Consider the following 22,571-nt stretch of genomic DNA (forward strand, 5'->3'; position numbering starts at 1 on the left):
TGCGCTCCGGATGAATATGATGATCTCATATCAGGAACTTGTTCGCACCTTCCCTGGATCTGTACGGTAAAGTCACAGGTCTGCACTATTTTTCTGATGATACTGACAACGACGGCGACAAAACCTACGTTCGTCTGGGCTTCAAAGGCGAAACTCAGATCAATGACCAGATGACCGGTTATGGCCAGTGGGAATATGAGTTCAAGGGCAACCGCTCTGAATCCCAGGGTGCTGACGGTAACAAAACGCGTCTGGCGTTCGCAGGTCTGAAATTCAACGAATTCGGTTCCTTCGACTACGGCCGTAACTACGGCGTGGCGTACGACATCGGCGCATGGACTGACGTTCTGCCAGAATTCGGTGGCGATACCTGGACCCAGACTGATGGCTTTATGACTGGCCGTACAACTGGCGTAGCGACTTACCGTAACACCGACTTCTTCGGTCTGGTTGACGGCCTGAACGTTGCCGCTCAGTACCAGGGTAAAAACGACCGTAACGACATCACCGAATCTAATGGTGACGGCTGGGGTCTCTCTTCTACCTATGAATTCGACGGCTTCGCAGCGGGTGCAACTTACGCGAAATCTGACCGTACCGACCGTCAGGTTCGTGCAGCTAGCGACCTGAACGCAGGTGGCGAGAACGCAGAAGTATGGGCAGCCGGTCTGAAGTACGATGCGAACAACATCTACCTGGCAACCACCTACTCTGAAACCCGTAACATGACAGCTTTCGGTGACGGTCACGTTGCAAACAAAGCGCAGAACTTCGAAGTTGTGGCTCAGTACCAGTTCGACTTCGGTCTGCGTCCGTCCATCGCTTACCTGAAATCCAAAGGTAAAGACATCGGTTCTTACGGCGACCAGGATCTGGTGGAATACGTTGACGTTGGCGCGAGCTACTACTTCAACAAAAACATGTCCACCTATGTTGATTACAAAATCAACCTGCTGGACGACAATGCGTTCACCAAAGACGCTAAAATCGCTACCGACAATATCGTTGCTGTAGGTCTGACCTACCAGTTCTAAGATTTGTCACACCAGAAAGCCAGTCCCTGCGGCTGGCTTTTTTTTTGCCCCTCTGCCCGCTCTCCTGATCGTCATCCCCCGGTTCCGGTATACTGCTCTGTCGTCACTGTCCTAACGTCACAGCCTGAACAGGGAGCCTTCGATGATTACCACCCACTTTTTTATCGCCGTCAGTCTTGATGGCTACATTGCCCGCCAGGATGGCGATATCGGTTGGCTACTCCAGCGCGATGATCCAACGGAAGATCATGGTTATGATGCGTTCATTGCCGACAAAGACTGGATTGTGATGGGCCGGGGAAGCTATGAGAAAGTGCTGACCTTTGACCAATGGCCCTATAACCGCCCCGTGCTGGTGCTCTCCAGTCAGCTGGCTGACACCGAGGTGCCCGAGCCGCTGAAAGGTAAAGTGCAGTTCTCCCGCTGTACTCCAAAGGAAGCGCTTGCTGAGCTGGCGGCGCAGAACGCACACCGCGTCTATATTGATGGCGGACAGGTGATCCAGTCGTTTCTGCGCGAAGGACTGGTGGCCGATATGGTTATCACCACTGTTCCTGTCCTGATCGGCTCAGGCAAGCCGCTGTTCGGCTCGCTGCCCCGGGATATCGATTTAATGCTTTTATCCACCCGCAGCTTTCCGTCGGGTCTGGTGCAGTCGCACTATCGGCTGACGCGATAACGACACCGCGCCGCTGCAGCAGGAGTGAATAGCCCGAAGGTGCAGCGCCTTCGGGCTTGCATTTACTGTTGCGGCGCGTTCGCCAGGCTAAACCAAATCCCAATCGCCAGCAGCAATAACATCCCACCGGCGCTGCCTAACGCCACGCTGTGCGACGTGATAAACGCCGTTTTTGCCGCCTCAATGACGGTTTCACCGAGCGCCGGACTGAGATCCTGCGCGACCTTCATCGCTTCGCCAATGGATGACGAGGCTTTATCAGCCAGCGTTGAAGGTAAGCCCTGCGGTAGTTCAATCGACGCCGAGAAGCTGCGGGTCAGCAACAGACCAAATATCGCGATCCCCAGCCCCGCGCCCAGTTCGTAGGACATGGTTTCGATCGCCCCGGCAGCGGCGGCTTTCTCTTTCGGCGCCGCCGCCATGATTGCCGAGGTGGAGGCCAGCAGCGCACTCGCCGCACTGAAGCCAAGCAGCACCATCAGGCACCACGCCTGCCACTGCTGCGTGCTGAAGTCGAGCATCGACAGGCCAATAAAGCTGACGGCGCTCAGCCCCATTCCGCCTGCCGCTACCATGCGCAGCCCCAGACGACCAACCAGTATCCCGGCAATCGGGCCGCTGAACCCACTGGCGACCATGAGCGGCAGCATGAACATGCCCGCTTCAAACGGGGTAAAGCCATGCACAAACTGCAGCTCCTGGGCCATCAGCAATTCATACCCCACCAGGGCGATCATGGCGGTCATCGCCATCACCACCCCGCTTAAAATGATGCGATGGCAAAACAGGCGCATGTCGATCATCGGCACACGGGCGCGAAGCTGAATACGCACGAAGATAAACAGCAATACCGCGCCGGTGAGCAGCGTACAGGCCACCAGCCATGGAGAAAGCCCGCCTTTCAGCGCGGTTTTGGCGCTATAGACCAGCAGCAAAATTGCCACAATCAGCATGACGGCATGGCTAATATTCAGCGGCTGCTCAGGGCGCCCTTGCTGACGCGGAACATAGACCGCGGCCAGCGACACCACCACCAGCACAATCGGCACGTTGATCAAAAAGACCGATCCCCAGTAAAAATGCTCCAGCAGCATACCGTCAATCAGCGGGCCAAACGCCGCCCCGCCGGACCCGACCGCGGCCCAGACGCCAAGCGCGATGTTGCGATCTCGCGCGTTAATAAACAAGGTGCGTATACCCGCAAGGGTTGCCGGTATGATCATTGCCGCGCCAATTGCCAGCGAGGCGCGCGCGGCAATCAGCCAGCCCGCAGAGGGGGCAAAGGCCGCCGCCAGCGATGACAGGCCAAACAGCGTGCTGCCAAGCATCAGCAGCCGTTTAAAACCGATGCGGTCGCCGAGCGCGCCCATTGGCAGCACCATACCCGCCATCACCAGCGAGTAGATATCGATGATCCACAATAATTCATTACCGCTGGCGCCCAGCGTCATGCTCAATGTCGGCGCCGCCACGTGCAGCACCGTCGCGTCAATCGCCACCGGGATATACACCAGCACGATAATCACTAACGCTAACCACTGACGAAACATAAATTTCCTTTTTATATAAAAATGGACACATGTCCAGGATGCGATCCTACGGAATGTTGAACACTTGTCCAGCTCTTTGTTACACTCGTTTCATTGCTATTTAAGAGTGAGAGAAAATGGGTTATCTGACCAGGGATGAAAGACGGGAAGAGATCTTACAGGCCGCCATGCGCGTGGCGCTGGCCGAGGGATTTTCCGCCATGACGGTGCGCCGCATCGCCTCCGAAGCCGGTGTCGCAACCGGGCAAGTGCATCACCATTTCACCTCCGGCGGTGAGTTAAAATCGCTGGCCTTTATCCGGCTGATCCGCGAACTGCTGGATGCGGATGTGGTCGGGGAACACGCCAGCTGGCGGGCACGTTTACATGCCATGCTCGGCAGCGATGACGGCAGGTTTGAACCCTACATTCGCCTCTGGCGAGAAGCGCAAATTCTCGCAACCCGCGACGCAGAGATCAAGGGCGCGTATGTGCTGACAATGGAGATGTGGCATCAGGAAACGGTTGCCCTTATTGAAGCTGGCAGGGATGCAGGCGTATTTCGTTCCGGAGACCCGGCGGCAAGTATTGCCTGGCGTTTAATTGGCCTGGTGTGTGGCCTTGACGGCATATATCTATTAAACATGCCTGAAATGGATGACGCTGCGTTTAATAATCATCTTGATAAATTAATTTCTCTGGAGTTGTTTTAATACTCCCTTCTGAGTAATTAAATCCCACCGTTACAATTGGTAACACATTAGGCGATCCCCTATTTCATTTCCAAACTCTGGGGTTCGCTTTTTTATCTATCCTTTCAGATGTATCTCAATACTTCCAATAACCACAATACCAGACCTTCACATATCTAGCTGTTTTTACTTATTTTTTATCTTCATTTGGGTAAGCAAGAGGGCGATATGTCACAACAAAGTGAGAAAAGTCATCACCATCTTTTAACTAACTGGAAACCGGAAAATCCGCAATTCTGGGAGAATAAAGGCAAACATATCGCGCGAAGAAACCTATGGATTTCTGTGGCTTGCCTGCTATTGGCCTTTTGCGTCTGGATGTTATTTAGTGCCATTGCGGTTAACCTCAATAAAGTCGGATTTAATTTCACTACCGATCAGCTTTTTATGCTAACGGCATTACCTTCTCTCTCCGGCGCAATATTGCGTGTCCCCTACTCTTTTATGGTGCCGATATTTGGCGGACGTAACTGGACAGTATTGAGCACCGTGATCCTGATTATCCCCTGCGTCTGGCTGGGGATTGCCATTCAGAACACCGCGACGCCTTATTGGGTCTTTATCGTCATTGCCCTGCTCTGCGGATTTGCGGGCGCTAACTTTGCCTCCAGCATGGGGAATATCAGCTTTTTCTTCCCGAAATCCAGACAGGGTAGCGCGCTGGGAATCAACGGCGGGCTGGGAAACCTGGGCGTCAGCGTAATGCAGTTGATCGCGCCACTGGTCATTTTTCTGCCGATGTTCACCTTTCTGGGGGTAAACGGTGTCCCTCTGGAGGACGGGTCCACCATGTGGCTGGCGAATGCCGCCTGGATCTGGGCCCCGCTTCTGCTGCTGGCCACCATTGCGGCGTTTATTGGCATGAACGATATCGCCAGCTCAAAAGCCTCTATCGCCAGCCAGCTTCCGGTGCTTAAGCGGTTTCATCTCTGGCTGCTGAGCCTGCTCTATCTGGCGACCTTCGGCTCGTTTATCGGTTTCTCGGCAGGCTTTGCCATGCTGTCGAAAACCCAGTTTCCGGACGTTAACATTCTTCACCTTGCCTTCTTTGGCCCCCTGATTGGTGCGCTGGCACGTTCAGCGGGCGGGATGATCTCCGACAGGCTGGGCGGCGTGCGCGTCACGCTCATCAACTTTGTCTTTATGGCCATCTTTAGCGCCCTGATCTTCCTGACCCTGCCCGGCTCGGGCTCCGGCAGCTTTGTCGCGTTTTATCTGGTCTTTATGGGGCTGTTCCTCACCGCCGGGCTGGGCAGCGGCTCAACCTTCCAGATGATTGCGATTATCTTTCGCCAAATCACCATTGACCGGGTGAGAAAGCAAGGTGGCACCGATGAACAGGCGCAGCATGAAGCCGTGACGGACACCGCTGCCGCGCTGGGCTTTATCTCCGCCATTGGCGCAGTAGGCGGATTTTTTATCCCTAAAGCCTTCGGCACCTCGCTGGCGATGACCGGATCGCCGGTCGGCGCCATGAAAGTCTTCCTCGTGTTTTACATCGTCTGCGTGCTCGTCACCTGGCTGGTGTACGGCCGTAAATCCTCACAAAAATAATAACTACATCTTCGCCGGAGCGTGATGCAGCACCCTTCGGCCATGCTATCGAAGCAGGAGAAATGTCATGAGCAAACTGCTGGACCGCTTTCGTTACTTCAAAACAAAAGGCGACAGTTTCGCCGATGGGCACGGGCAGGTGTATCACACCAACCGGGACTGGGAAGACAGCTACCGCCAGCGCTGGCAGTTCGACAAGATTGTGCGCTCTACCCACGGCGTAAACTGTACCGGCTCCTGCAGCTGGAAGATTTATGTCAAAAACGGGCTGGTGACCTGGGAAACCCAGCAGACCGATTACCCCCGCACTCGCCCGGACCTGCCTAACCATGAGCCACGCGGTTGCCCACGCGGCGCAAGCTACTCCTGGTACCTCTACAGCGCCAACCGCCTCAAATATCCGCTGGTGCGCCGCAGGCTGATTGAACTCTGGCGCGAGGCGCTGGCGCAGCACAGCGACCCGGTACTCGCCTGGGATGCCATTCAAAACGATCCGCAAAAAGCGCAGAGCTACCGACAGGCACGCGGTAAAGGCGGGTTTATCCGCTCAAACTGGAAAGAGCTGAACCAACTGATTGCCGCCGCCAACGTCTGGACCATCAAAAATTATGGCCCGGACCGCGTGGCCGGTTTCTCGCCTATTCCGGCGATGTCGATGGTCTCTTACGCTGCCGGTACCCGCTATCTCTCTCTGCTCGGCGGTACCTGCCTGAGTTTCTATGACTGGTATTGCGACCTGCCTCCCGCCTCGCCCATGACCTGGGGCGAGCAGACCGACGTGCCGGAGTCCGCCGACTGGTACAACTCCAGCTATATCATCGCCTGGGGCTCTAACGTTCCCCAGACGCGCACCCCCGACGCCCATTTCTTTACCGAGGTTCGTTATAAAGGGACCAAAACCGTTGCCATCACGCCGGACTTCTCAGAAGTTGCCAAACTGAGCGACCAGTGGCTCGCCCCCAAACAGGGGACCGACAGCGCACTGGCGATGGCCATGGGGCATGTGATCCTCAAAGAGTTCCACCTCGATAACCCAAGCGACTACTTCCTCAACTACTGCCGCCGCTACACTGACATGCCGATGCTGGTTCTGCTGGATGAGCAGGCCGATGGTCGTCTGGTGCCGGGACGCATGCTGCGGGCGTCCGACCTTGTGGACGGGCTGGGCGAAGCCAACAACCCGGAGTGGAAAACCGTCGCCTTTGATATTGCCGGTAATCTGGTGGTTCCTAACGGTTCCATTGGCTTCCGCTGGGGCGAAAAAGGCAAATGGAACCTGGAATCGCTGGCTGCGGGTCAGGAAACGGAGTTGACCCTTTCCCTACTGATCACCCACGACAGCGTGGCGGATGTCGCCTTCCCCTACTTTGGTGGCAATGAGAATCCGCATTTTCGCAGCGTGAAACAGGAGCCAGTGCTGACCCGCCGCGTGCCGAGTAAAACCCTGACGCTTGCCGACGGCAGCCAGAAACATGTGGTCAGCGTGTACGATCTGGTGCTCGCCAACTACGGTCTCGATCGTGGTCTGGAAGACAGTAACGCGGCTGAAAATTATGGTGAGATCAAAGCGTATACACCGGCCTGGGGCGAACAGATCACCGGTGTTCCCGCGTATCTGATTGAAAAGATTGCCCGTGAGTTTGCCGACACGGCGCACAAAACGCATGGACGCTCGATGATCATTCTCGGTGCCGGGGTAAACCACTGGTACCACATGGACATGAACTACCGGGGCATGATCAACATGCTGGTCTTCTGCGGCTGCGTAGGCCAAAGCGGTGGTGGCTGGTCGCACTACGTGGGCCAGGAGAAGCTGCGTCCGCAAACCGGCTGGCTGCCGCTGGCCTTCGCGCTGGACTGGAACCGCCCGCCGCGCCAGATGAACAGCACCTCGTTCTTTTACAACCACGGCAGCCAGTGGCGCTATGAGAAGCTGACGGCGCAGGAGCTGCTTTCTCCGCTGGCGGACGCATCCCGATTCACCGGTCATCTGATCGACTTCAACGTCCGCGCCGAGCGTATGGGCTGGCTGCCGTCGGCGCCGCAGCTCAACCTCAACCCGCTGCACATCAAAGCCCGCGCTGAGGCAGCAGGCCTGTCGCCGCAGGAGTACACCGTTCAGGCGTTGAAATCGGGCGATATCCGCTTCGCCTGCGAGCAGCCCGACAGCGGTAAAAACCACCCGCGCAATCTGTTTGTCTGGCGCTCGAACCTGCTTGGCTCCTCCGGCAAAGGCCACGAGTACATGCTCAAGTATTTGCTCGGCACCGAAAGCGGGATACAAGGGGAAGATTTAGGCTCGACCGATGACGTGAAGCCTGAAGAGGTCGACTGGCAGACTAACGCCATTGAGGGCAAACTCGACCTGCTGGTAACGCTCGATTTCCGTATGTCCAGCACCTGCCTGTTCTCTGACATCGTCCTGCCAACCGCCACCTGGTATGAAAAGGACGACATGAACACCTCCGACATGCATCCGTTTATTCATCCGCTGTCCGCCGCCGTCGACCCGGCGTGGGAATCGCGCAGCGACTGGGAGATTTACAAAGGCATCGCCAAAGTTTTCTCTGACGTGTGCGTCGGCCATCTCGGTACGGAAACGGACGTCGTGTTGCAGCCTCTGCAGCACGACTCCCCGGCGGAACTGTCCCAGCCGTTTGATATTCAGGACTGGCGCAAAGGCGAATGCGATTTGATCCCCGGCAAAACCGCGCCGAACATTGCGGTCGTCGAGCGTAACTACCCGGAAACCTGGGAGCGCTTTACCTCCCTCGGCCCCTTGCTGGACAAGCTCGGCAACGGCGGGAAAGGGATCTCGTGGAACACGCAAAACGAGGTCGAGTTCCTCGGCAAGCTGAACTACGTCAAGCTCGACGGTCCGGCGAAAGGCCGCCCGCGTATCGAGACGGCCATTGATGCCGCCGAAGTGATCCTCGCGCTGGCACCGGAAACCAACGGTCAGGTGGCAGTGAAGGCGTGGGAGGCGCTGGGCGAACTGACCGGACGCGACCACACCCACCTGGCGCTGAATAAAGAAGATGAAAAAATCCGCTTCCGCGATATTCAGGCGCAGCCGCGTAAAATCATCTCCAGCCCGACCTGGTCCGGTCTGGAAAGCGAGCATGTCTCCTACAACGCGGGTTATACCAACGTTCACGAGCTGATCCCGTGGCGCACCCTCTCCGGCCGTCAGCAGCTGTATCAGGATCACCCATGGATGCGCGCCTTCGGCGAAAGTCTGGTGGCTTACCGTCCGCCGATTGATACCCGCAGCGTCAGCCATATGCGCGAGATCCCGCCGAACGGCTTCCCGGAAAAAGCGCTCAACTTCCTGACGCCGCACCAGAAATGGGGCATCCACTCTACCTACAGCGAAAACCTGCTGATGCAGACCCTGTCGCGCGGCGGGCCGATTGTCTGGATCAGTGAAACCGACGCGCGTGAGCTGGGCATTGAGGACAACGACTGGATTGAAGCCTTTAACGCCAACGGCGCCCTCACCGCCCGCGCGGTGGTGAGCCAGCGCGTGCCGCCGGGTATGACCATGATGTACCACGCCCAGGAGCGCATTCTTAACATTCCGGGTTCAGAGGTGACCGGACGGCGCGGCGGTATTCATAACTCGGTGACCCGCGTCTGCCCGAAACCGACGCACATGATTGGCGGTTACGCGCAGTTGGCTTACGGCTTCAACTATTACGGCACCGTTGGCTCCAACCGTGACGAGTTCATTATGATCCGCAAAATGAAAAACATTAACTGGCTGGATGGCGAAGGTCGGGATCAGGTACAGGAGACGAAAAAATGAAAATACGTTCACAGGTTGGCATGGTACTGAATCTCGATAAATGCATTGGCTGCCACACCTGCTCGGTCACCTGTAAAAACGTCTGGACCGGGCGTGAAGGGATGGAGTATGCATGGTTTAACAACGTCGAAACCAAACCGGGGATCGGCTACCCGAAAAACTGGGAAGATCAGGAAGAGTGGCAAGGCGGCTGGATCCGCGGTATTCACGGTAAGCTGACGCCGCGTCTCGGCGGCAAAATGGGGGTGCTGTCGAAAATATTTTCTAACCCCGTCATGCCGCAGATTGACGATTACTATGAGCCCTTTACCTTTGACTATCAGGACCTGCACCGCGCGCCGGAGGGGGATCACCTCCCTACCGCTCGCCCGCGCTCGCTGATTGACGGCAAGCGGATGGATAAAATCGTCTGGGGACCCAACTGGGAGGAGCTGCTGGGCGGCGAATTCGAAAAACGCGCCCGCGACCGTAACTTCCAGAAGATCCAGAAAGAGATGTACGGCCAGTTTGAAAACACCTTCATGATGTACCTGCCGCGCCTGTGCGAGCACTGCCTGAACCCAAGCTGCGTCGCCACCTGCCCGAGCGGCGCCATTTACAAGCGCGAAGAGGACGGCATTGTGCTGATTGATCAGGACAAATGCCGCGGCTGGCGTCTGTGCATCAGCGGTTGTCCGTACAAAAAGATCTACTTCAACTGGAAGAGCGGCAAGTCAGAAAAATGCATCTTCTGCTACCCGCGCATTGAATCCGGCCAGCCGACCGTCTGCTCGGAAACCTGCGTCGGGCGCATCCGCTATCTCGGCGTGCTGCTGTATGACGCGGACCGTATTGAGGAAGCCGCCAGTACCGAGCATGAAACCGATCTCTACGAACGCCAGTGCGACGTGTTCCTCAACCCGAACGACCCGGCGGTGATTGAAGAAGCGCTGAAACAGGGCATTCCGCAGAACGTGATTGATGCGGCCCAGCGCTCCCCGGTCTACAAAATGGCGATGGACTGGAAGCTGGCCCTGCCGCTGCACCCGGAATACCGCACCCTGCCGATGGTCTGGTATGTGCCGCCGCTGTCACCGATCCAGTCCTACGCTGACGCAGGCGGTCTGCCACAGAGCGACGGCGTCCTGCCTGCCGTGGAGAGCCTGCGCATTCCCGTGCAGTATCTGGCCAATATGCTCAGCGCGGGGGATACCGGCCCGGTGCTGCGCGCTCTTAAACGCATGATGGCGATGCGACACTACAAGCGCTCCCAGACGGTAGAAGGCGTCACGGACACCCGTGCGATTGAGGAGGTAGGCCTTACCGTGGAACAGGTTGAAGAGATGTACCGCTATCTGGCCATCGCCAACTATGAGGATCGTTTCGTTATCCCCACCAGCCACCGTGAAATGGCGCGTGATGCCTTCCCGGAACGTAACGGCTGCGGTTTCACCTTTGGCGACGGCTGCCACGGCTCTGACACCAAATTTAACCTCTTCAACAGCAGCCGGATTGATGCCATCAACATCACCGAGGTGCGCGAACATGGGGAGGGAGAGTAATGCAGATCCTCAAAATCATCGCGCTGCTGATTGAGTATCCCGATGAGACCCTGTGGGAAAATCGCGAGGAAGCGCTTTCGCTCATTGAGCAGGACGCACCCATGCTGCTGTCGTTTGCCCGTCAGCACCTGAGCGCCCCGCTGCTGGATAAACAGGCCGAGTGGTGCGAGGTATTTGAGCGTGGCCGCGCGACCTCGCTGCTGCTGTTCGAGCATGTTCACGCTGAATCCCGCGATCGCGGTCAGGCAATGGTCGACCTGATGGGCCAGTATGAGAAAGCCGGGCTACAGCTCGACTGCCGCGAACTGCCGGACTATCTGCCGCTCTATCTGGAGTACCTCAGTATCGTTACGGACGACGAGGCGCGCGAAGGATTGCAGAACGTCGCGCCTATCCTGGCGCTGATTGGCGGGCGTCTGAAGCAGCGCGGCGTGGCCCATTATCAGCTGTTCGATGCCCTGCTGGTGTTGGCCGGAACGCGGCTTTCCAGCGACAGCGTGGCGAAACAGGTGGCCACGGAGAAACGCGATGATACCCGCCAGGCGCTGGATGCCGTCTGGGAAGAGGAACAGGTCAAGTTTATCGAAGACAACGCCACATCGTGCGACAGCTCGCCGATGCAGCACTATCAACGACGCTTTAGCCAGGACGTCGCGCCGCAGTATGTGTACGTCAGCGCCGGAGGCCCAAAATGACACATTACCTGAACGTCTTTTTCTATGACATTTACCCCTACATCTGCGCCACCGTGTTTTTCCTCGGCAGCTGGTTGCGCTACGACTACGGGCAATACACCTGGCGCGCCTCATCGAGCCAGATGCTCAGCAAACGCGGTATGAACTGGGCCTCTAACCTGTTTCATATTGGGATCCTGGGGATTTTCTTCGGCCACCTGTTCGGCATGCTAACCCCGCACTGGATGTATGCCTGGTTTTTACCCGTCGCGGTTAAGCAGCAGTTAGCCATGATTGCAGGGGGGATTTGCGGCGTGCTGACGTTGATTGGCGGGTCCATGCTGCTGATTCGCCGCCTGTTCAACCAGCGGGTGCGCGCCACTTCCACCACGCCGGATATCATCATCATGAGTATCCTGCTGATACAGTGCATTCTGGGGCTATCGACTATTCCTTTCTCCGCCCAGTATCCTGACGGAAGTGAGATGATGAAGCTGGTCGGCTGGGCGCAGGGAATTGTGACGTTTAAGGGCGGCTCATCGGAAATGTTGAGTGGCGTTGCCCCCATCTTCCGCGTTCATCTGGTGCTGGGGATGACTATTTTCCTTATCTTCCCGTTCACCCGCCTGGTGCACGTGTGGAGCGCGCCGTTTGAGTACTTTACCCGTCGGTATCAGGTGGTGAGATCGCGCCGTTGATTTTGTCGGGTGGCGGCTTCGCCTTACCCGACCTACGTTCAAGCACCTGTCAGCCCGGTAAGGCGTAGCCGCCACCGGGCGATGAAGGCTGAAGCATGCCGCTTTGCAGAAGAAAATTCCACCACGAAATGTCGTCTCATAATGGCCCAAAAGTATCGTTATTGGTTCTCCAGGTGACTCATACTGTGAGCAACTGTGCGGAATAATGGCTCCCGAACACAACACAGAAGGAGTTCGCGTGATGAAACCATTTTTTCGTACAGCATTGCTGATCGGCATGATGAGCACTTTTTCCACTTATGCTAGCGCGCAGGAAACGACCGGCACGAATAGCAAAACCATTCGTGCAATGACAGGCGCTACGGCGACTTCGTCTTTATCCGCCTCACAAACGGCGTTAATCGTGGTGGATATCCAAAACGAATATTACGCAGGTAAAGATTTTCGTGGTCAGATGGTGATCCCTGATGGCGATAAGGTACTCAAGAACAGTCAAAAGCTGGTTAGCTATGCCCATCAAAAGGGGATGCCGGTGTACTTCGTGCGCCATATAGCGCCAAAGGATAGCCCGCTGTTTGCCGAAGGGTCTGTTTATGCCAAGTTCCATCAAGACCTACAGCCTTCTGCACGCGATGCCATTATCACCAAAGCGACCCCGAGCTCTTTTGTTGGCACCAATCTGGATGCGCAATTAAAGAAAAAAGGGATCAAAAAGGTGATAGTCATTGGCCTGATGACGAACATGTGCATTTCCTCTACCGCACGTGACGCTGTTCCGCTGGGCTATAACGTGATTATCCCTGAAGATGCGACAGCAACACGCGATCTGGATGATGGTCAGGGTGGCGTGGTGGACCACAAAGCGCTGCAACGTGCGGCATTAGCCGGTGTTGCCGATGTGTTTGCCGAGATTATGACGACCAAAGACGTTATGGCGCTGCCAGTCACAGAATAAGACCGGACTTGATCCCCGTCGCCAGCCAGGTCTCTATACTGGCTGGCACACGGAGGCTTACATGACGCTTAAAATTGGTATTGTTGTATTTGATGGCATTATTCCTTTTCACCTTTCGGTGCCCTATGCCGTATTTGAGAAAGCGCTAACACCAACGGGCGCCCCCCTTTGCCAGCTTGTCGTATGCGCCACCACGCCCGGCGCGCTTAAAACCAATGCCGGATTTTCAATCGTTGTCGAGCGTGGGCTTGATAAGTTGGCCGGAATGGATATGGTGATCGTCCCAAGCTGGGACAGTCCCGAGCATGCCCCGGCCCCCGATCTCCTGCAAGCCCTGCAAAAAGCACATGCCGCGGGTTCGCGTATTGTGGGTTTGTGTATGGGCGCGTTTGTGGTAGCCGCTGCCGGGCTACTTGAAAACCGCCCTGCGACGACGCACTGGCGCTGGGCGTCTGACTTTCAACGTCTCTATCCCTCTGTGCAGATGGATAAAGACGTTCTTTATATCGATAATGGTGACGTTGTCACTTCTGCGGGCACGGCGGCCAGTATCGACTGCTGCCTGCATCTGGTGCGTCAGGCCTGGGGCGCGGAAGTGGCAAACAGCGTGGCGCGGTTGCTGGTGGTACCGCCCCATCGCCAGGGTGGACAACGTCAATACGTAGAACTGCCGGTTCAGAACACGCGTCGTGGAGACAACTTCACCGACGCGCTAGCCTGGGCGACGGAAAACCTCCAGCTTGCGCTCACGCTGGACTGCGTGGCGGAAAAAGCCTGCATGAGCCGTCGCAGCTTTACCCGGCGTTTTCAGCAAACCACCGGTGAGAGCTTTTCGCGCTGGCTGCTAAACCAGCGCATTATCGTCGCACAACGTTATCTCGAAAAAACCGACCAGCCTGTGGATGACATTGCCGAGCGTGTCGGGTTTCCCTCAACAACATCCTTGCGCCGTCACTTTCACAAACTGCTTAACACCTCGCCTTCTCGCTATCGGCGCGAGTTTCGTGGCCGATAGCGAGGCGGCTATTTTCCGTGAGTTTCAAACCCTGCCATCACCGCCGTCAGCTCCGCCAGTGAAAAACCGTGCTTCGGATCGTCAACACCCAGCCCGAAGCGCTCCTGCATCAACTGATACAGCGCCGCAGCATCGGGAAGATGGATCTGCTCCTCTACATGGCCCTTTTGCCAGTGAGTAATGTTGAAGTTGGTCAGCGTCAGTTTGCCGCCGTCAGGCAGATGGCGGCACATCAGCAGATGATGGCGGAAATGGGACTGCGGCCAGTGCGCTGACCAGAAATTCCCCATGACGTAATCACTGAAATATTGTGTCGTCAGGTCAAAGTGGTACATCGACTGCCAGTGCTCATGGTGACGGAATTGCAGTACCCAGTCGTTCCCCTCGCTCAGCAGACGATACAGCCCGTGCGGCGTCTCCTGCTCTTCGTTGGCAAGCAGACGAATCGGTGCCGTCAGCGTCTGGCCGCCAAACCCAACGTCGGCAATCCAGCGCTCGCCGTTAAGTTCGACAAGCAACAGGCGATGCGTGCGCGGCGGCATTTGCGGTGGATTCGCTAATACCACACGTCCCAGCACGCTGCGCACCGTAAACCCGACTTCGCGCAACACGCGCTCAAACAAGCCATTTTGCTCAAAGCAATATCCCCCGCGTCGCGCGTTCACCAGTTTGTCGACGAGGCTTTGATCGTCGAGCTGTATTTCACGCGGCAGAACGACATCGATATTTTCAAACGGGATCGCACAGTTGTGATGTAAATGCAGCGCGCGCAAGGTGTCGATATCAACAGTAGCCGGTTGTTTCCAGCCGATGCGGGCGAAATAGGCAGTCAGAAATGGGGACATGCATCAGTTTCCTTTAACAGTGATGTTCTGTTTATAAACTAATTTCACGCGTCCACTTTGATTTCCGTGCTTTTTCGCCATACTCATCGTTATTAATGAGGAGATCCTATGAGCCACTTTCGCCCTGTTGAATTACGTCATGCCAGCCGTCTTTTAAACCATGGCCCCACCGTGCTTATCACCAGTCGGGATGAAACCCTGGACAGGCGTAACGTTATGGCTGCCGCGTGGTCGATGCCGGTTGAGTTTGAACCACCGCGTATCGCCATTGTGGTGGATAAAAGCACCTGGTCGCGTGAACTGATTGAACGCAGCGGGCAATTTGGCATCGTCATTCCCGGCGTGTCCGCCGCCAACTGGACCTACGCGGTGGGTAGCGTTAGCGGGCGCGACGAAGACAAATTCAACTGCTACGGCATCCCGGTGGTGAACGGTCCGGCACTCGGCCTGCCCGTCATTGAAGAGAAATGTCTGGCGTGGATGGAGTGCCGGTTATTACCCGTTACATCCGCGGCAGAAAAGTACGATACGCTGTTCGGGGAAGTGGTTTCAGCCGCCGCCGATGAACGCGCGTTTGTCGCCGGACGCTGGCAGTTTGACGGGGATAAGCTGAATACCCTGCACCATCTGGGAGCCGGGACGTTTGTGGCGAGTGGGAAAATGGTGAAGGCGCTGGGTTGATGAACCCTCCCCCCATCGGGGAGAGGGTGAACGTATTACTTCGCACGCCGGGCAATAATCTCATCCGCCACATTGCGCGGTGCTTCCGCAAAATGGTGGAACTCCATCGTGTAGGTCGCGCGGCCTTGCGACATCGAGCGCAGCGTGGTGGCGTATCCAAACATCTCTGCCAGCGGCACGTCAGCGCGGATAATCTGGCTGCCGTACTGCTCTTCCATGCCCTGCACCATGCCACGACGGGATGAGAGATCGCCCATAATATTACCGGCATACTCTTCCGGCGTTTCCACCTCGACATGCATCACCGGCTCAAGGATCACCGGATCCGCTCTGCGAGCGCCCTCTTTAAACCCGAGGATCGCCGCCATGCGGAACGCCATTTCCGAGGAGTCGACGTCGTGATACGACCCAAAGGTCAGGGTCGCTTTTACATCGACAACCGGATACCCCGCCAGCACGCCGCTGTTCATGGCTTCGCGCAGCCCTTTTTCCACAGAGGGAATATACTCACGCGGCACCACGCCACCCTTCGTGGCATCTTCAAACTTGAAGCCACTACCAGGCTCTAACGGCTCAAGGCTCAGGACCACATGCCCGTACTGCCCTTTACCACCGGACTGCCGGACAAATTTGCCTTCGATATCTTTCACCGCTTTGCGCAGCGTCTCGCGGTAGGTCACCTGCGGACGGCCAATGTTCGCCTCGACGCCAAACTCACGCTTCAATGCGATCGACGATAATCTCAAGATGTAGCTCACCCATACCGGAGATAATCGTCTGGCCGGACTCTTCATCGGTATGCAGACGGAACGACGGATCTTCCGCCGCCAGGCGTTGCAGGGCAATGCCCATTTTCTCCTGATCGCCCTTGGTTTTTGGCTCGATGGCAAGGGAGATCACCGGGTCCGGGAACTCCATTCGCTCAAGCGTGATGACCGCATTCGGATCGGTGAGCGTGTCCCCGGTGGTCACATCCTTCAGACCCACACAGGCCGCAATATCACCGGCGCGCAGCTCGTCCACCTCGTGACGATCGTTGGCATGCATCAGCACGATGCGTCCGATACGCTCTTTCTTGTCCTTCACCGGGTTATACACCGCGTCGCCTTTTCTCAACACGCCAGAGTAAACGCGAATAAAGGTCAACTGCCCGACGTACGGATCGCTCATCAGTTTGAACGCCAGCGCAGAAAACGGCTCTTCATCACTTGGATGACGCTCCGCATGCTGCCCTTTTTCGTCCACACCGTCGATGGCCGGTACATCCAGCGGGGATGGCATCAGCTCAATCACCGCATCGAGCATGCGCTGTACCCCTTTGTTTTTAAAGGCGCTGCCGCACAGCATCGGCTGGATTTCACCGGAGATGGTCCGAATACGCAGCCCTTTGATGATCTCAGCCTCATCAAGGTCGCCCGTCTCCAGGTATTTATCCATCAGCGCGTCGCTGGCTTCTGCTGCCGCAGAGACCATTTTTTCCCGCCACTCCTGCGCGGTGCTCAGCAATTCGTCCGGTACCGGCGCATAGTTAAACACCATGCCTTGTGTGGCATCATCCCACACAATGGTACGCATCTTGATGAGATCCACCACGCCGGTGAAATGCTCTTCCGCGCCCACAGGGATCACAATAGGCACCGGATTCGCCTTCAGGCGTTCCTGCATCATCCGTACGACGCGGAAGAAATCGGCACCCGGACGGTCCATTTTGTTGACGAACGCCAGGCGCGGCACATGATACTTATTCGCCTGACGCCAGACGGTCTCTGACTGTGGCTGCACGCCGCCCACGGAGTCGTACACCATGACGGCACCGTCCAGCACGCGCATGGAACGTTCCACCTCAATGGTGAAATCCACGTGCCCCGGGGTGTCGATGATATTGATCCGGTGCGGTTCAAACCCTCTGTCCATACCCGGCCAGAAGCAGCTGACGGCCGCGGAGGTAATGGTGATCCCGCGCTCTTGCTCCTGCGCCATCCAGTCGGTTGTTGCCGCGCCATCGTGTACTTCACCAAGCTTGTGGCTCATCCCGGTGTAAAACAGGATGCGTTCGGTGGTTGTCGTTTTACCGGCATCGATATGCGCGGAAATACCGATGTTGCGATAACGTTCGAGAGGGATGGGTCGGGGCATAATATTTCCTTAAGTCTGTAAGACTGAGTTGTGACGACCGGGATGGTCGCCTGTGTGTTCGTTTGCTATAATAGTCCTATTGTACGAGTATTATCGAACTATTTTTTCACGGTTGACCTATTGTTGATATAGCTCAATCTGAACGTTGACGCAGGAAAACGATGATCCCAAACCACCCCGAACCTGAACAAATACTGCTGGAAAATGTGCTGTTTGCTCTCGGCAACCCGCTCCGGCTATCGATTATCCGCAGGCTGGCCGATGGCAGTGAACTGAGCTGCAACGCGCTGCGCCCGGACGATGTGGTGAAATCCACCATGACCCACCACTGGCGCGTGTTACGCGACAGCGGCGTTATCTGGCAGCGCCCGCAGGGGCGAGAGAATATGATTTCACTGCGAAGAGACGATCTGGATGCCCGTTTTCCTGGGCTCATGGCGATATTGCTGCGGGCTGAGTAGCGCTGCGGTTACGTTGATATCCGTGGCAACGCTACGCTTTCTCCTTACGATAGACCGGGATCTGCCGTCGGGTCCTGGTCAGCGTATCAAAGACCTCGGTCCCGGAGGTGGTTATTCTCATCCCCGTTTTGCGCAACCGTTGCACATCGGCCGCGATGCGCTGAATGCCGAACCAGAAAAGCCCGTCGAGTGCGGTTACCGCGAGCCCGTTTTCCAGCGCTAACTTTAATCGCTCACGGGGCGCTTTCACCTGCTGGGCGATTTGCCGGTACGGCACTTCGCTCCCCCCTTCGCTATCACTGCGCTGGATACGCGTTTTCAGGTGGTAGTTAAATTCATCGGGGATCCCGTCCAGATTCATTTTCAGGCTATAAACACAGCCGAAGCGCTTGCCGTTAAAAAGCACATTTTTTTGGCTGAGTTGAAGCTCTTTTCTGAGGCCGTCAATTAACTGCGGGGCGCGGGTGAGGAGTAACCGGAAAGGAAGCTCAAAGCTGGTGACGTAATCCACATTCAGCAGCGCCAGACGCAGGCGTTCTTCTGCACCGGCCTGTTGCTCCCGACACTCTTCCAGTACCTCCGCCCACTGACGCGTCAGACGCTCTGGTTCGGCGGCTTCGGTAAAGAGAAATTTTTCAATCTGGTAATCAACTCTTCCGGTCATCGTGCGGTTTCCCGTCGCTGTGAATGCGGTAATTCTATCCAGCGCAGTGATATTTATAAAGAACTGAACCGCAACGGCGTGCTGAAAATGTCGTTGCGATTCAGTCTTCTGACATCCGGGATCAGTGCGCCATTAACCAGCCCATCAAAAGCGTGGCGAAAATCACCGTCGACGCACCGCCAATGCGGGTCGCAATCTGGGCAAACGGCATCAGCGACATGCGGTTAGACGCGGAAAGAATTGCCACATCTCCTGTCCCGCCCAGCCCGCTATGACAGCAGGTGACAATCGCCGCTTCCACCGGATACATATTCAGGCGCGACGCAATAAAATAGCCGCTCAGCGCCATTGCGATGACGATCGAACCGCACACCACCACGTATCCCACCGAGAAGACCGACACCACGCTTTCGAGCGGCACGTACAGCATGCCGAGACCAATCATCAACGGCCAGACCAGCGCAGCGGAGACAAATTTATAGCAACTGTGCGCCCCCTGCTCCATGGAGGCCGGGATCACCTTGAAGTATTTGCACAGCACGGCGATGAGGATCATCAATACCGGGCCGGGAATATGCACCAGCTTCTCAAACAGTCCGCCAACGATAAAAAACGCACACACCATCAGCAACCCGCCCCCCATCAGATGGAAATCCGTCTGCTGTACGCTCTGCGCGCTGGCAAACAGGCTTGTGTCATCTTTGCTGCGAGTTAACATGCCATTGCCTGAAAGCGAGGGACGTTTTGCCCCGAGGCGCGCCAGCGTACCCGCACAAATAATGGCAAAGATATTCCCCACTACGGCGGCGGGTGCCAGTTGCGCCACATACACGTCAGGTGTCTGACCCAGTATCGCCGAATAGGCCAGCGACAACGGTAAAATCCCCTCGCCAATCCCTCCGCCGATAATCGGTACGATGATGAAGAAGAAGGTGTGATACGGCGTATAGCCAAACAGCGAACCAACGAGTAAGCCGGTCAGCACGGCCATCAGGGTACCCACCACAAGCGGAACGAACATGCGGATCATCCCCTGAATCAACAGCACGCGGTTCATCCCCAAAATGCTCCCCACCACCAGACAGGCGATGACGAAATAGAGCAAATTGGCCTCTTTCATCAACAGGTGAACCGTATCCAGGGTGTGTTTCTCGAATACGCCAAAATAGACCAGCACCGAGGGCAGCATCAGGCACAATATTGCCGGGCCACCAATATCTTTCAGCAGCGGGATTTGTCGGCCAATTTTGGCAAAGGCGAAACCGAGCGTCATGATCACCGCGAGTCCACCGATCATGTTTTTCGGCAGCAGCTCCGCCCACGCGGAGGTGGCCACAATGGCCGCGATCCCGACAAACAGCATCAACGGGACCGCGCCAACTTCAGCATTGCTCAACCCAAAAGCAAAACGTGAAGCGACTGGAGACGTGGTTACAGAATTATCTTTCATATAATCACCGGATTAGTAGGTTCGGATATCAATAAACAGGAATAAATCGTAATTAGCCTGTACTTAATAAAGCTTTAATATTTAATCGTATTCAAATTGCCATTTATAAAAATGGTTCATCGAGAGATTAGCATGGCGATTTCGCCGGAAATGTGAACAGCACGAGAATTTGTTTTTAAATAACTTAATTCATCCTTTCGTAACTAAAGTTTTTAATCGCCGCGTCGGTGTTTTGAAATTAATTAAACCAGAAAGACTGTGACCGTTATCACTACGCCTATGATCCTTAACCGCTAGATTAGCGCGAAACGACAGACATAAATAAACCTGCGCCTGCAACTGAACTTTATCCGATTATTGAAATTCAGGAGTCATTCATGTCTCGCAAAGAAGTACTGTATACCCCTTATAGCGGCGCCGTATTACTGGAAAATCCGTTATTAAATAAAGGGCTCGCATTTATTAAAGAAGAACGTGATAACTTTAATCTGCACGGTTTGTTGCCACACAACGTTGAAACCATCGAGGAACAAACCGAACGCGCCTGGGTACAATTCTGTCATTTTAAAAGCGATATTTCCCGCCACGTTTATCTGCGTAATATCCAGGATACTAATGAGACGCTGTTTTACAACCTGCTGCGTTCGCACCTGAAAGAGACGTTACCCATTATCTATACCCCCACGGTAGGAGAAGCGTGCGAGCACTTCTCGACTATTTATCGCCGCGCGCGTGGGCTGTTTATTTCCTGGCCCAATCGTCACCGTATTGATGAAATGCTGCAAAGCTTCTCACGCAATGATATTCGCGTCATCGTCGTGACCGACGGAGAGCGTATTCTGGGGCTTGGCGATCAGGGAATTGGTGGGATGGGAATACCCATTGGAAAACTCTCGTTATATACCGCCTGCGGCGGGATCCACCCGGCGTCTACCCTGCCGATTATGCTCGATGTCGGTACCAATAATCAGCAGCATCTGGACGATCCCATGTATATGGGCTGGCGTCACCCACGCATCAGCGACGATCAGTACGCCGAGTTTATGGACATGTTTATCAGTACCGTGAAGCAGCGCTGGCCCAATGTATTGCTGCAGTTTGAGGATTTCGCGCAGAAAAACGCCACCAGACTGCTGCAGCGCTACCGCAATCAGCTGTGCTGTTTCAACGACGATATCCAGGGTACCGCCGCCGTGACCGCGGGCACGCTGATTGCTGCCGCCCATGCTGCCGGGACCCGTGTTCGCGATCAGCGCGTGGTCTTCCTGGGGAGCGGATCCGCCGGTTGCGGCATCGCCGAAAAAATCGTGGCGCTGATGATGGATGACGGGCTAACCGAAGCCGAAGCCCGCAGTCGGGTCTTTATGGTCGATCGCTTTGGCCTGCTGACTGACGATATGACCAACCTCCTCGACTTCCAGAAAAACCTGCTCACGGCGCGCGAGGCGATCCGCGACTGGCAGGTTGAGTCGAACAATATTTCGCTGCTGGACGTGGTTAAAAACGCGCATCCGACGGTAATGATTGGGGTCTCAGGCCAGCCGGGCCTCTTCAGCGAAGAGATTGTGAAAGAGATGCATCGCCACTGCCCGCGTCCGGTGATTATGCCGCTTTCTAACCCCACATCCCGCGCGGAGGCGCAACCGCAGGATCTCATTGCCTGGACACAGGGCGCCGCGCTCGTCGCCACCGGCAGCCCGTTTGCGCCGGTGTTCTGGCAGGGCGAGCAGTACGATATTGCCCAGTGTAATAACGCCTATGTATTCCCCGGGCTGGGGCTGGGTATTCTGGCCTGCCATGCACGCCGGGTCACCGAGGAGATGCTGATGGCGGCAAGCCGCAGCTTGGCCGCGCAGTCGCCGCTGGTGACAACCGAAAAAGGTGGATTATTGCCGCCGGTGGATCATATAGAAACGGTGTCACGCCATATCGCGTTTGCCGTCGCCAGAGCGGCCATTGAGCAAGGTGTTGCGCCAGCCATGGAGGATGAGATATTGCTGGCGCGGATTGAAGAGACCTGGTGGCAAGCAGATTATACGCCGTACCGCAGGGCTGCGCTGTAGCCGTCGGCCTGCCCTCACGTTACGGTGAGGTC

At 56.0% G+C, this 22,571-nt stretch carries 16 protein-coding genes and 2 pseudogenes; 13 read left to right on the forward strand and 5 right to left on the reverse strand.

The window, feature by feature from the left end; all coding sequences use genetic code 11:
* Positions 1-50: 50 nt before the first annotated feature.
* Both ompC and HX884_RS09185 read left to right on the forward strand, forming a co-directional pair.
* A pseudogene (gene ompC / locus HX884_RS09180) lies at positions 51-1,034 on the forward strand (porin OmpC); the annotation flags it as partial.
* A gap of 142 nt (positions 1,035-1,176) precedes the next feature.
* The gene (locus HX884_RS09185) at positions 1,177-1,713 is read left to right on the forward strand and encodes a dihydrofolate reductase family protein (RefSeq protein ID WP_178328021.1); all 537 of its coding nucleotides are present in this window, start codon (positions 1,177-1,179) and stop codon (positions 1,711-1,713) included.
* A gap of 62 nt (positions 1,714-1,775) precedes the next feature.
* Here HX884_RS09185 and HX884_RS09190 read toward each other — a convergent pair whose 3' ends face one another.
* On the reverse strand, positions 1,776-3,263 hold the full coding sequence (locus tag HX884_RS09190; protein WP_178328022.1) for an MFS transporter: 1,488 nt from the start codon (positions 3,261-3,263) through the stop codon (positions 1,776-1,778).
* Between the two features lie 116 nt (positions 3,264-3,379).
* Between HX884_RS09190 and HX884_RS09195 the strand changes: the two genes are divergently transcribed.
* From HX884_RS09195 to HX884_RS09230, 8 genes are all read left to right on the forward strand, one after another.
* A complete protein-coding gene (locus tag HX884_RS09195) occupies positions 3,380-3,955 on the forward strand; it encodes a TetR family transcriptional regulator (protein ID WP_040022636.1) in 576 nt (191 codons plus the stop codon).
* 207 nt (positions 3,956-4,162) lie between these two features.
* Positions 4,163-5,548: a NarK family nitrate/nitrite MFS transporter gene (locus tag HX884_RS09200; RefSeq protein ID WP_108453125.1), complete on the forward strand. Its 1,386-nt coding sequence runs from the start codon at positions 4,163-4,165 to the stop codon at positions 5,546-5,548.
* 67 nt (positions 5,549-5,615) lie between these two features.
* Positions 5,616-9,356, forward strand: a complete 3,741-nt coding sequence (locus HX884_RS09205; RefSeq protein WP_178328023.1) for a nitrate reductase subunit alpha — start codon at positions 5,616-5,618, stop codon at positions 9,354-9,356.
* On the forward strand, positions 9,353-10,897 hold the full coding sequence (narH, locus tag HX884_RS09210; protein WP_048972815.1) for a nitrate reductase subunit beta: 1,545 nt from the start codon (positions 9,353-9,355) through the stop codon (positions 10,895-10,897). Before HX884_RS09205 ends, narH begins: the two co-directional genes overlap by 4 nt.
* Entirely contained in the window at positions 10,897-11,592 is a 696-nt protein-coding gene (gene narW, locus HX884_RS09215) for a nitrate reductase molybdenum cofactor assembly chaperone (protein WP_178328024.1), read from the forward strand. Before narH ends, narW begins: the two co-directional genes overlap by 1 nt.
* The gene (gene narI / locus HX884_RS09220; RefSeq protein WP_014883923.1) at positions 11,589-12,269 is read left to right on the forward strand and encodes a respiratory nitrate reductase subunit gamma; all 681 of its coding nucleotides are present in this window, start codon (positions 11,589-11,591) and stop codon (positions 12,267-12,269) included. The genes narW and narI overlap by 4 nt, the downstream gene beginning before the upstream one ends.
* A 241-nt stretch (positions 12,270-12,510) precedes the next feature.
* Entirely contained in the window at positions 12,511-13,224 is a 714-nt protein-coding gene (locus HX884_RS09225) for an isochorismatase family protein (RefSeq protein WP_178328044.1), read from the forward strand.
* Between the two features lie 61 nt (positions 13,225-13,285).
* A complete protein-coding gene (locus HX884_RS09230) occupies positions 13,286-14,239 on the forward strand; it encodes a GlxA family transcriptional regulator (RefSeq protein ID WP_178328025.1) in 954 nt (317 codons plus the stop codon).
* An 8-nt stretch (positions 14,240-14,247) separates the two neighbouring features.
* Here HX884_RS09230 and nhoA read toward each other — a convergent pair whose 3' ends face one another.
* Complete coding sequence (nhoA, locus tag HX884_RS09235) at positions 14,248-15,084, reverse strand: N-hydroxyarylamine O-acetyltransferase (protein WP_178328026.1); 837 nt, start codon at positions 15,082-15,084, stop codon at positions 14,248-14,250.
* A 108-nt stretch (positions 15,085-15,192) separates the two neighbouring features.
* Between nhoA and HX884_RS09240 the strand changes: the two genes are divergently transcribed.
* Entirely contained in the window at positions 15,193-15,765 is a 573-nt protein-coding gene (locus HX884_RS09240) for a flavin reductase family protein (RefSeq protein ID WP_178328027.1), read from the forward strand.
* A gap of 35 nt (positions 15,766-15,800) precedes the next feature.
* On the opposite strand, the pseudogene fusA reads toward HX884_RS09240, so the two are convergent.
* Positions 15,801-17,901 (reverse strand): annotated as a pseudogene (gene fusA / locus HX884_RS09245) (elongation factor G).
* 161 nt (positions 17,902-18,062) lie between these two features.
* Here fusA and HX884_RS09250 point away from each other — a divergent pair.
* On the forward strand, positions 18,063-18,362 hold the full coding sequence (locus HX884_RS09250; protein ID WP_013096507.1) for a helix-turn-helix transcriptional regulator: 300 nt from the start codon (positions 18,063-18,065) through the stop codon (positions 18,360-18,362).
* 31 nt (positions 18,363-18,393) lie between these two features.
* On the opposite strand, the gene HX884_RS09255 is transcribed toward HX884_RS09250, so the two are convergent.
* Complete coding sequence (locus HX884_RS09255) at positions 18,394-19,026, reverse strand: DNA-binding protein (protein ID WP_178328028.1); 633 nt, start codon at positions 19,024-19,026, stop codon at positions 18,394-18,396.
* Between the two features lie 121 nt (positions 19,027-19,147).
* Positions 19,148-20,476, reverse strand: coding sequence for a 2-hydroxycarboxylate transporter family protein (locus HX884_RS09260; RefSeq protein ID WP_048972818.1), 1,329 nt, complete (start codon positions 20,474-20,476; stop codon positions 19,148-19,150).
* Positions 20,477-20,853: 377 nt separating this feature from the next.
* Between HX884_RS09260 and HX884_RS09265 the strand changes: the two genes are divergently transcribed.
* Positions 20,854-22,539 carry an NAD-dependent malic enzyme gene (locus tag HX884_RS09265; protein WP_178328029.1) on the forward strand — a complete coding sequence of 562 codons (1,686 nt, stop codon included), beginning with the start codon at positions 20,854-20,856 and terminating at the stop codon, positions 22,537-22,539.
* Positions 22,540-22,571: the final 32 nt, after the last annotated feature.

Origin of the sequence: Enterobacter sp. SECR19-1250 (assembly GCF_013391025.1) — a bacterium.
Lineage (GTDB): Bacteria > Pseudomonadota > Gammaproteobacteria > Enterobacterales > Enterobacteriaceae > Enterobacter > Enterobacter cloacae.

Excerpts from the sequence above, each read along its gene's own strand:
- HX884_RS09185 (WP_178328021.1), top strand. The coding sequence starts at position 1,177 with ATGATTACCACCCACTTTTTTATCGCCGTCAGTCTTGATGGCTACATT.
- HX884_RS09190 (WP_178328022.1), bottom strand. The coding sequence starts at position 3,263 with ATGTTTCGTCAGTGGTTAGCGTTAGTGATTATCGTGCTGGTGTATATC.
- HX884_RS09195 (WP_040022636.1), top strand. The coding sequence starts at position 3,380 with ATGGGTTATCTGACCAGGGATGAAAGACGGGAAGAGATCTTACAGGCC.
- HX884_RS09200 (WP_108453125.1), top strand. The coding sequence starts at position 4,163 with ATGTCACAACAAAGTGAGAAAAGTCATCACCATCTTTTAACTAACTGG.
- HX884_RS09205 (WP_178328023.1), top strand. The coding sequence starts at position 5,616 with ATGAGCAAACTGCTGGACCGCTTTCGTTACTTCAAAACAAAAGGCGAC.
- narH (WP_048972815.1), top strand. The coding sequence starts at position 9,353 with ATGAAAATACGTTCACAGGTTGGCATGGTACTGAATCTCGATAAATGC.
- narW (WP_178328024.1), top strand. The coding sequence starts at position 10,897 with ATGCAGATCCTCAAAATCATCGCGCTGCTGATTGAGTATCCCGATGAG.
- narI (WP_014883923.1), top strand. The coding sequence starts at position 11,589 with ATGACACATTACCTGAACGTCTTTTTCTATGACATTTACCCCTACATC.
- HX884_RS09225 (WP_178328044.1), top strand. The coding sequence starts at position 12,511 with ATGAAACCATTTTTTCGTACAGCATTGCTGATCGGCATGATGAGCACT.
- HX884_RS09230 (WP_178328025.1), top strand. The coding sequence starts at position 13,286 with ATGACGCTTAAAATTGGTATTGTTGTATTTGATGGCATTATTCCTTTT.
- nhoA (WP_178328026.1), bottom strand. The coding sequence starts at position 15,084 with ATGTCCCCATTTCTGACTGCCTATTTCGCCCGCATCGGCTGGAAACAA.
- HX884_RS09240 (WP_178328027.1), top strand. The coding sequence starts at position 15,193 with ATGAGCCACTTTCGCCCTGTTGAATTACGTCATGCCAGCCGTCTTTTA.
- HX884_RS09250 (WP_013096507.1), top strand. The coding sequence starts at position 18,063 with ATGATCCCAAACCACCCCGAACCTGAACAAATACTGCTGGAAAATGTG.
- HX884_RS09255 (WP_178328028.1), bottom strand. The coding sequence starts at position 19,026 with ATGACCGGAAGAGTTGATTACCAGATTGAAAAATTTCTCTTTACCGAA.
- HX884_RS09260 (WP_048972818.1), bottom strand. The coding sequence starts at position 20,476 with ATGAAAGATAATTCTGTAACCACGTCTCCAGTCGCTTCACGTTTTGCT.
- HX884_RS09265 (WP_178328029.1), top strand. The coding sequence starts at position 20,854 with ATGTCTCGCAAAGAAGTACTGTATACCCCTTATAGCGGCGCCGTATTA.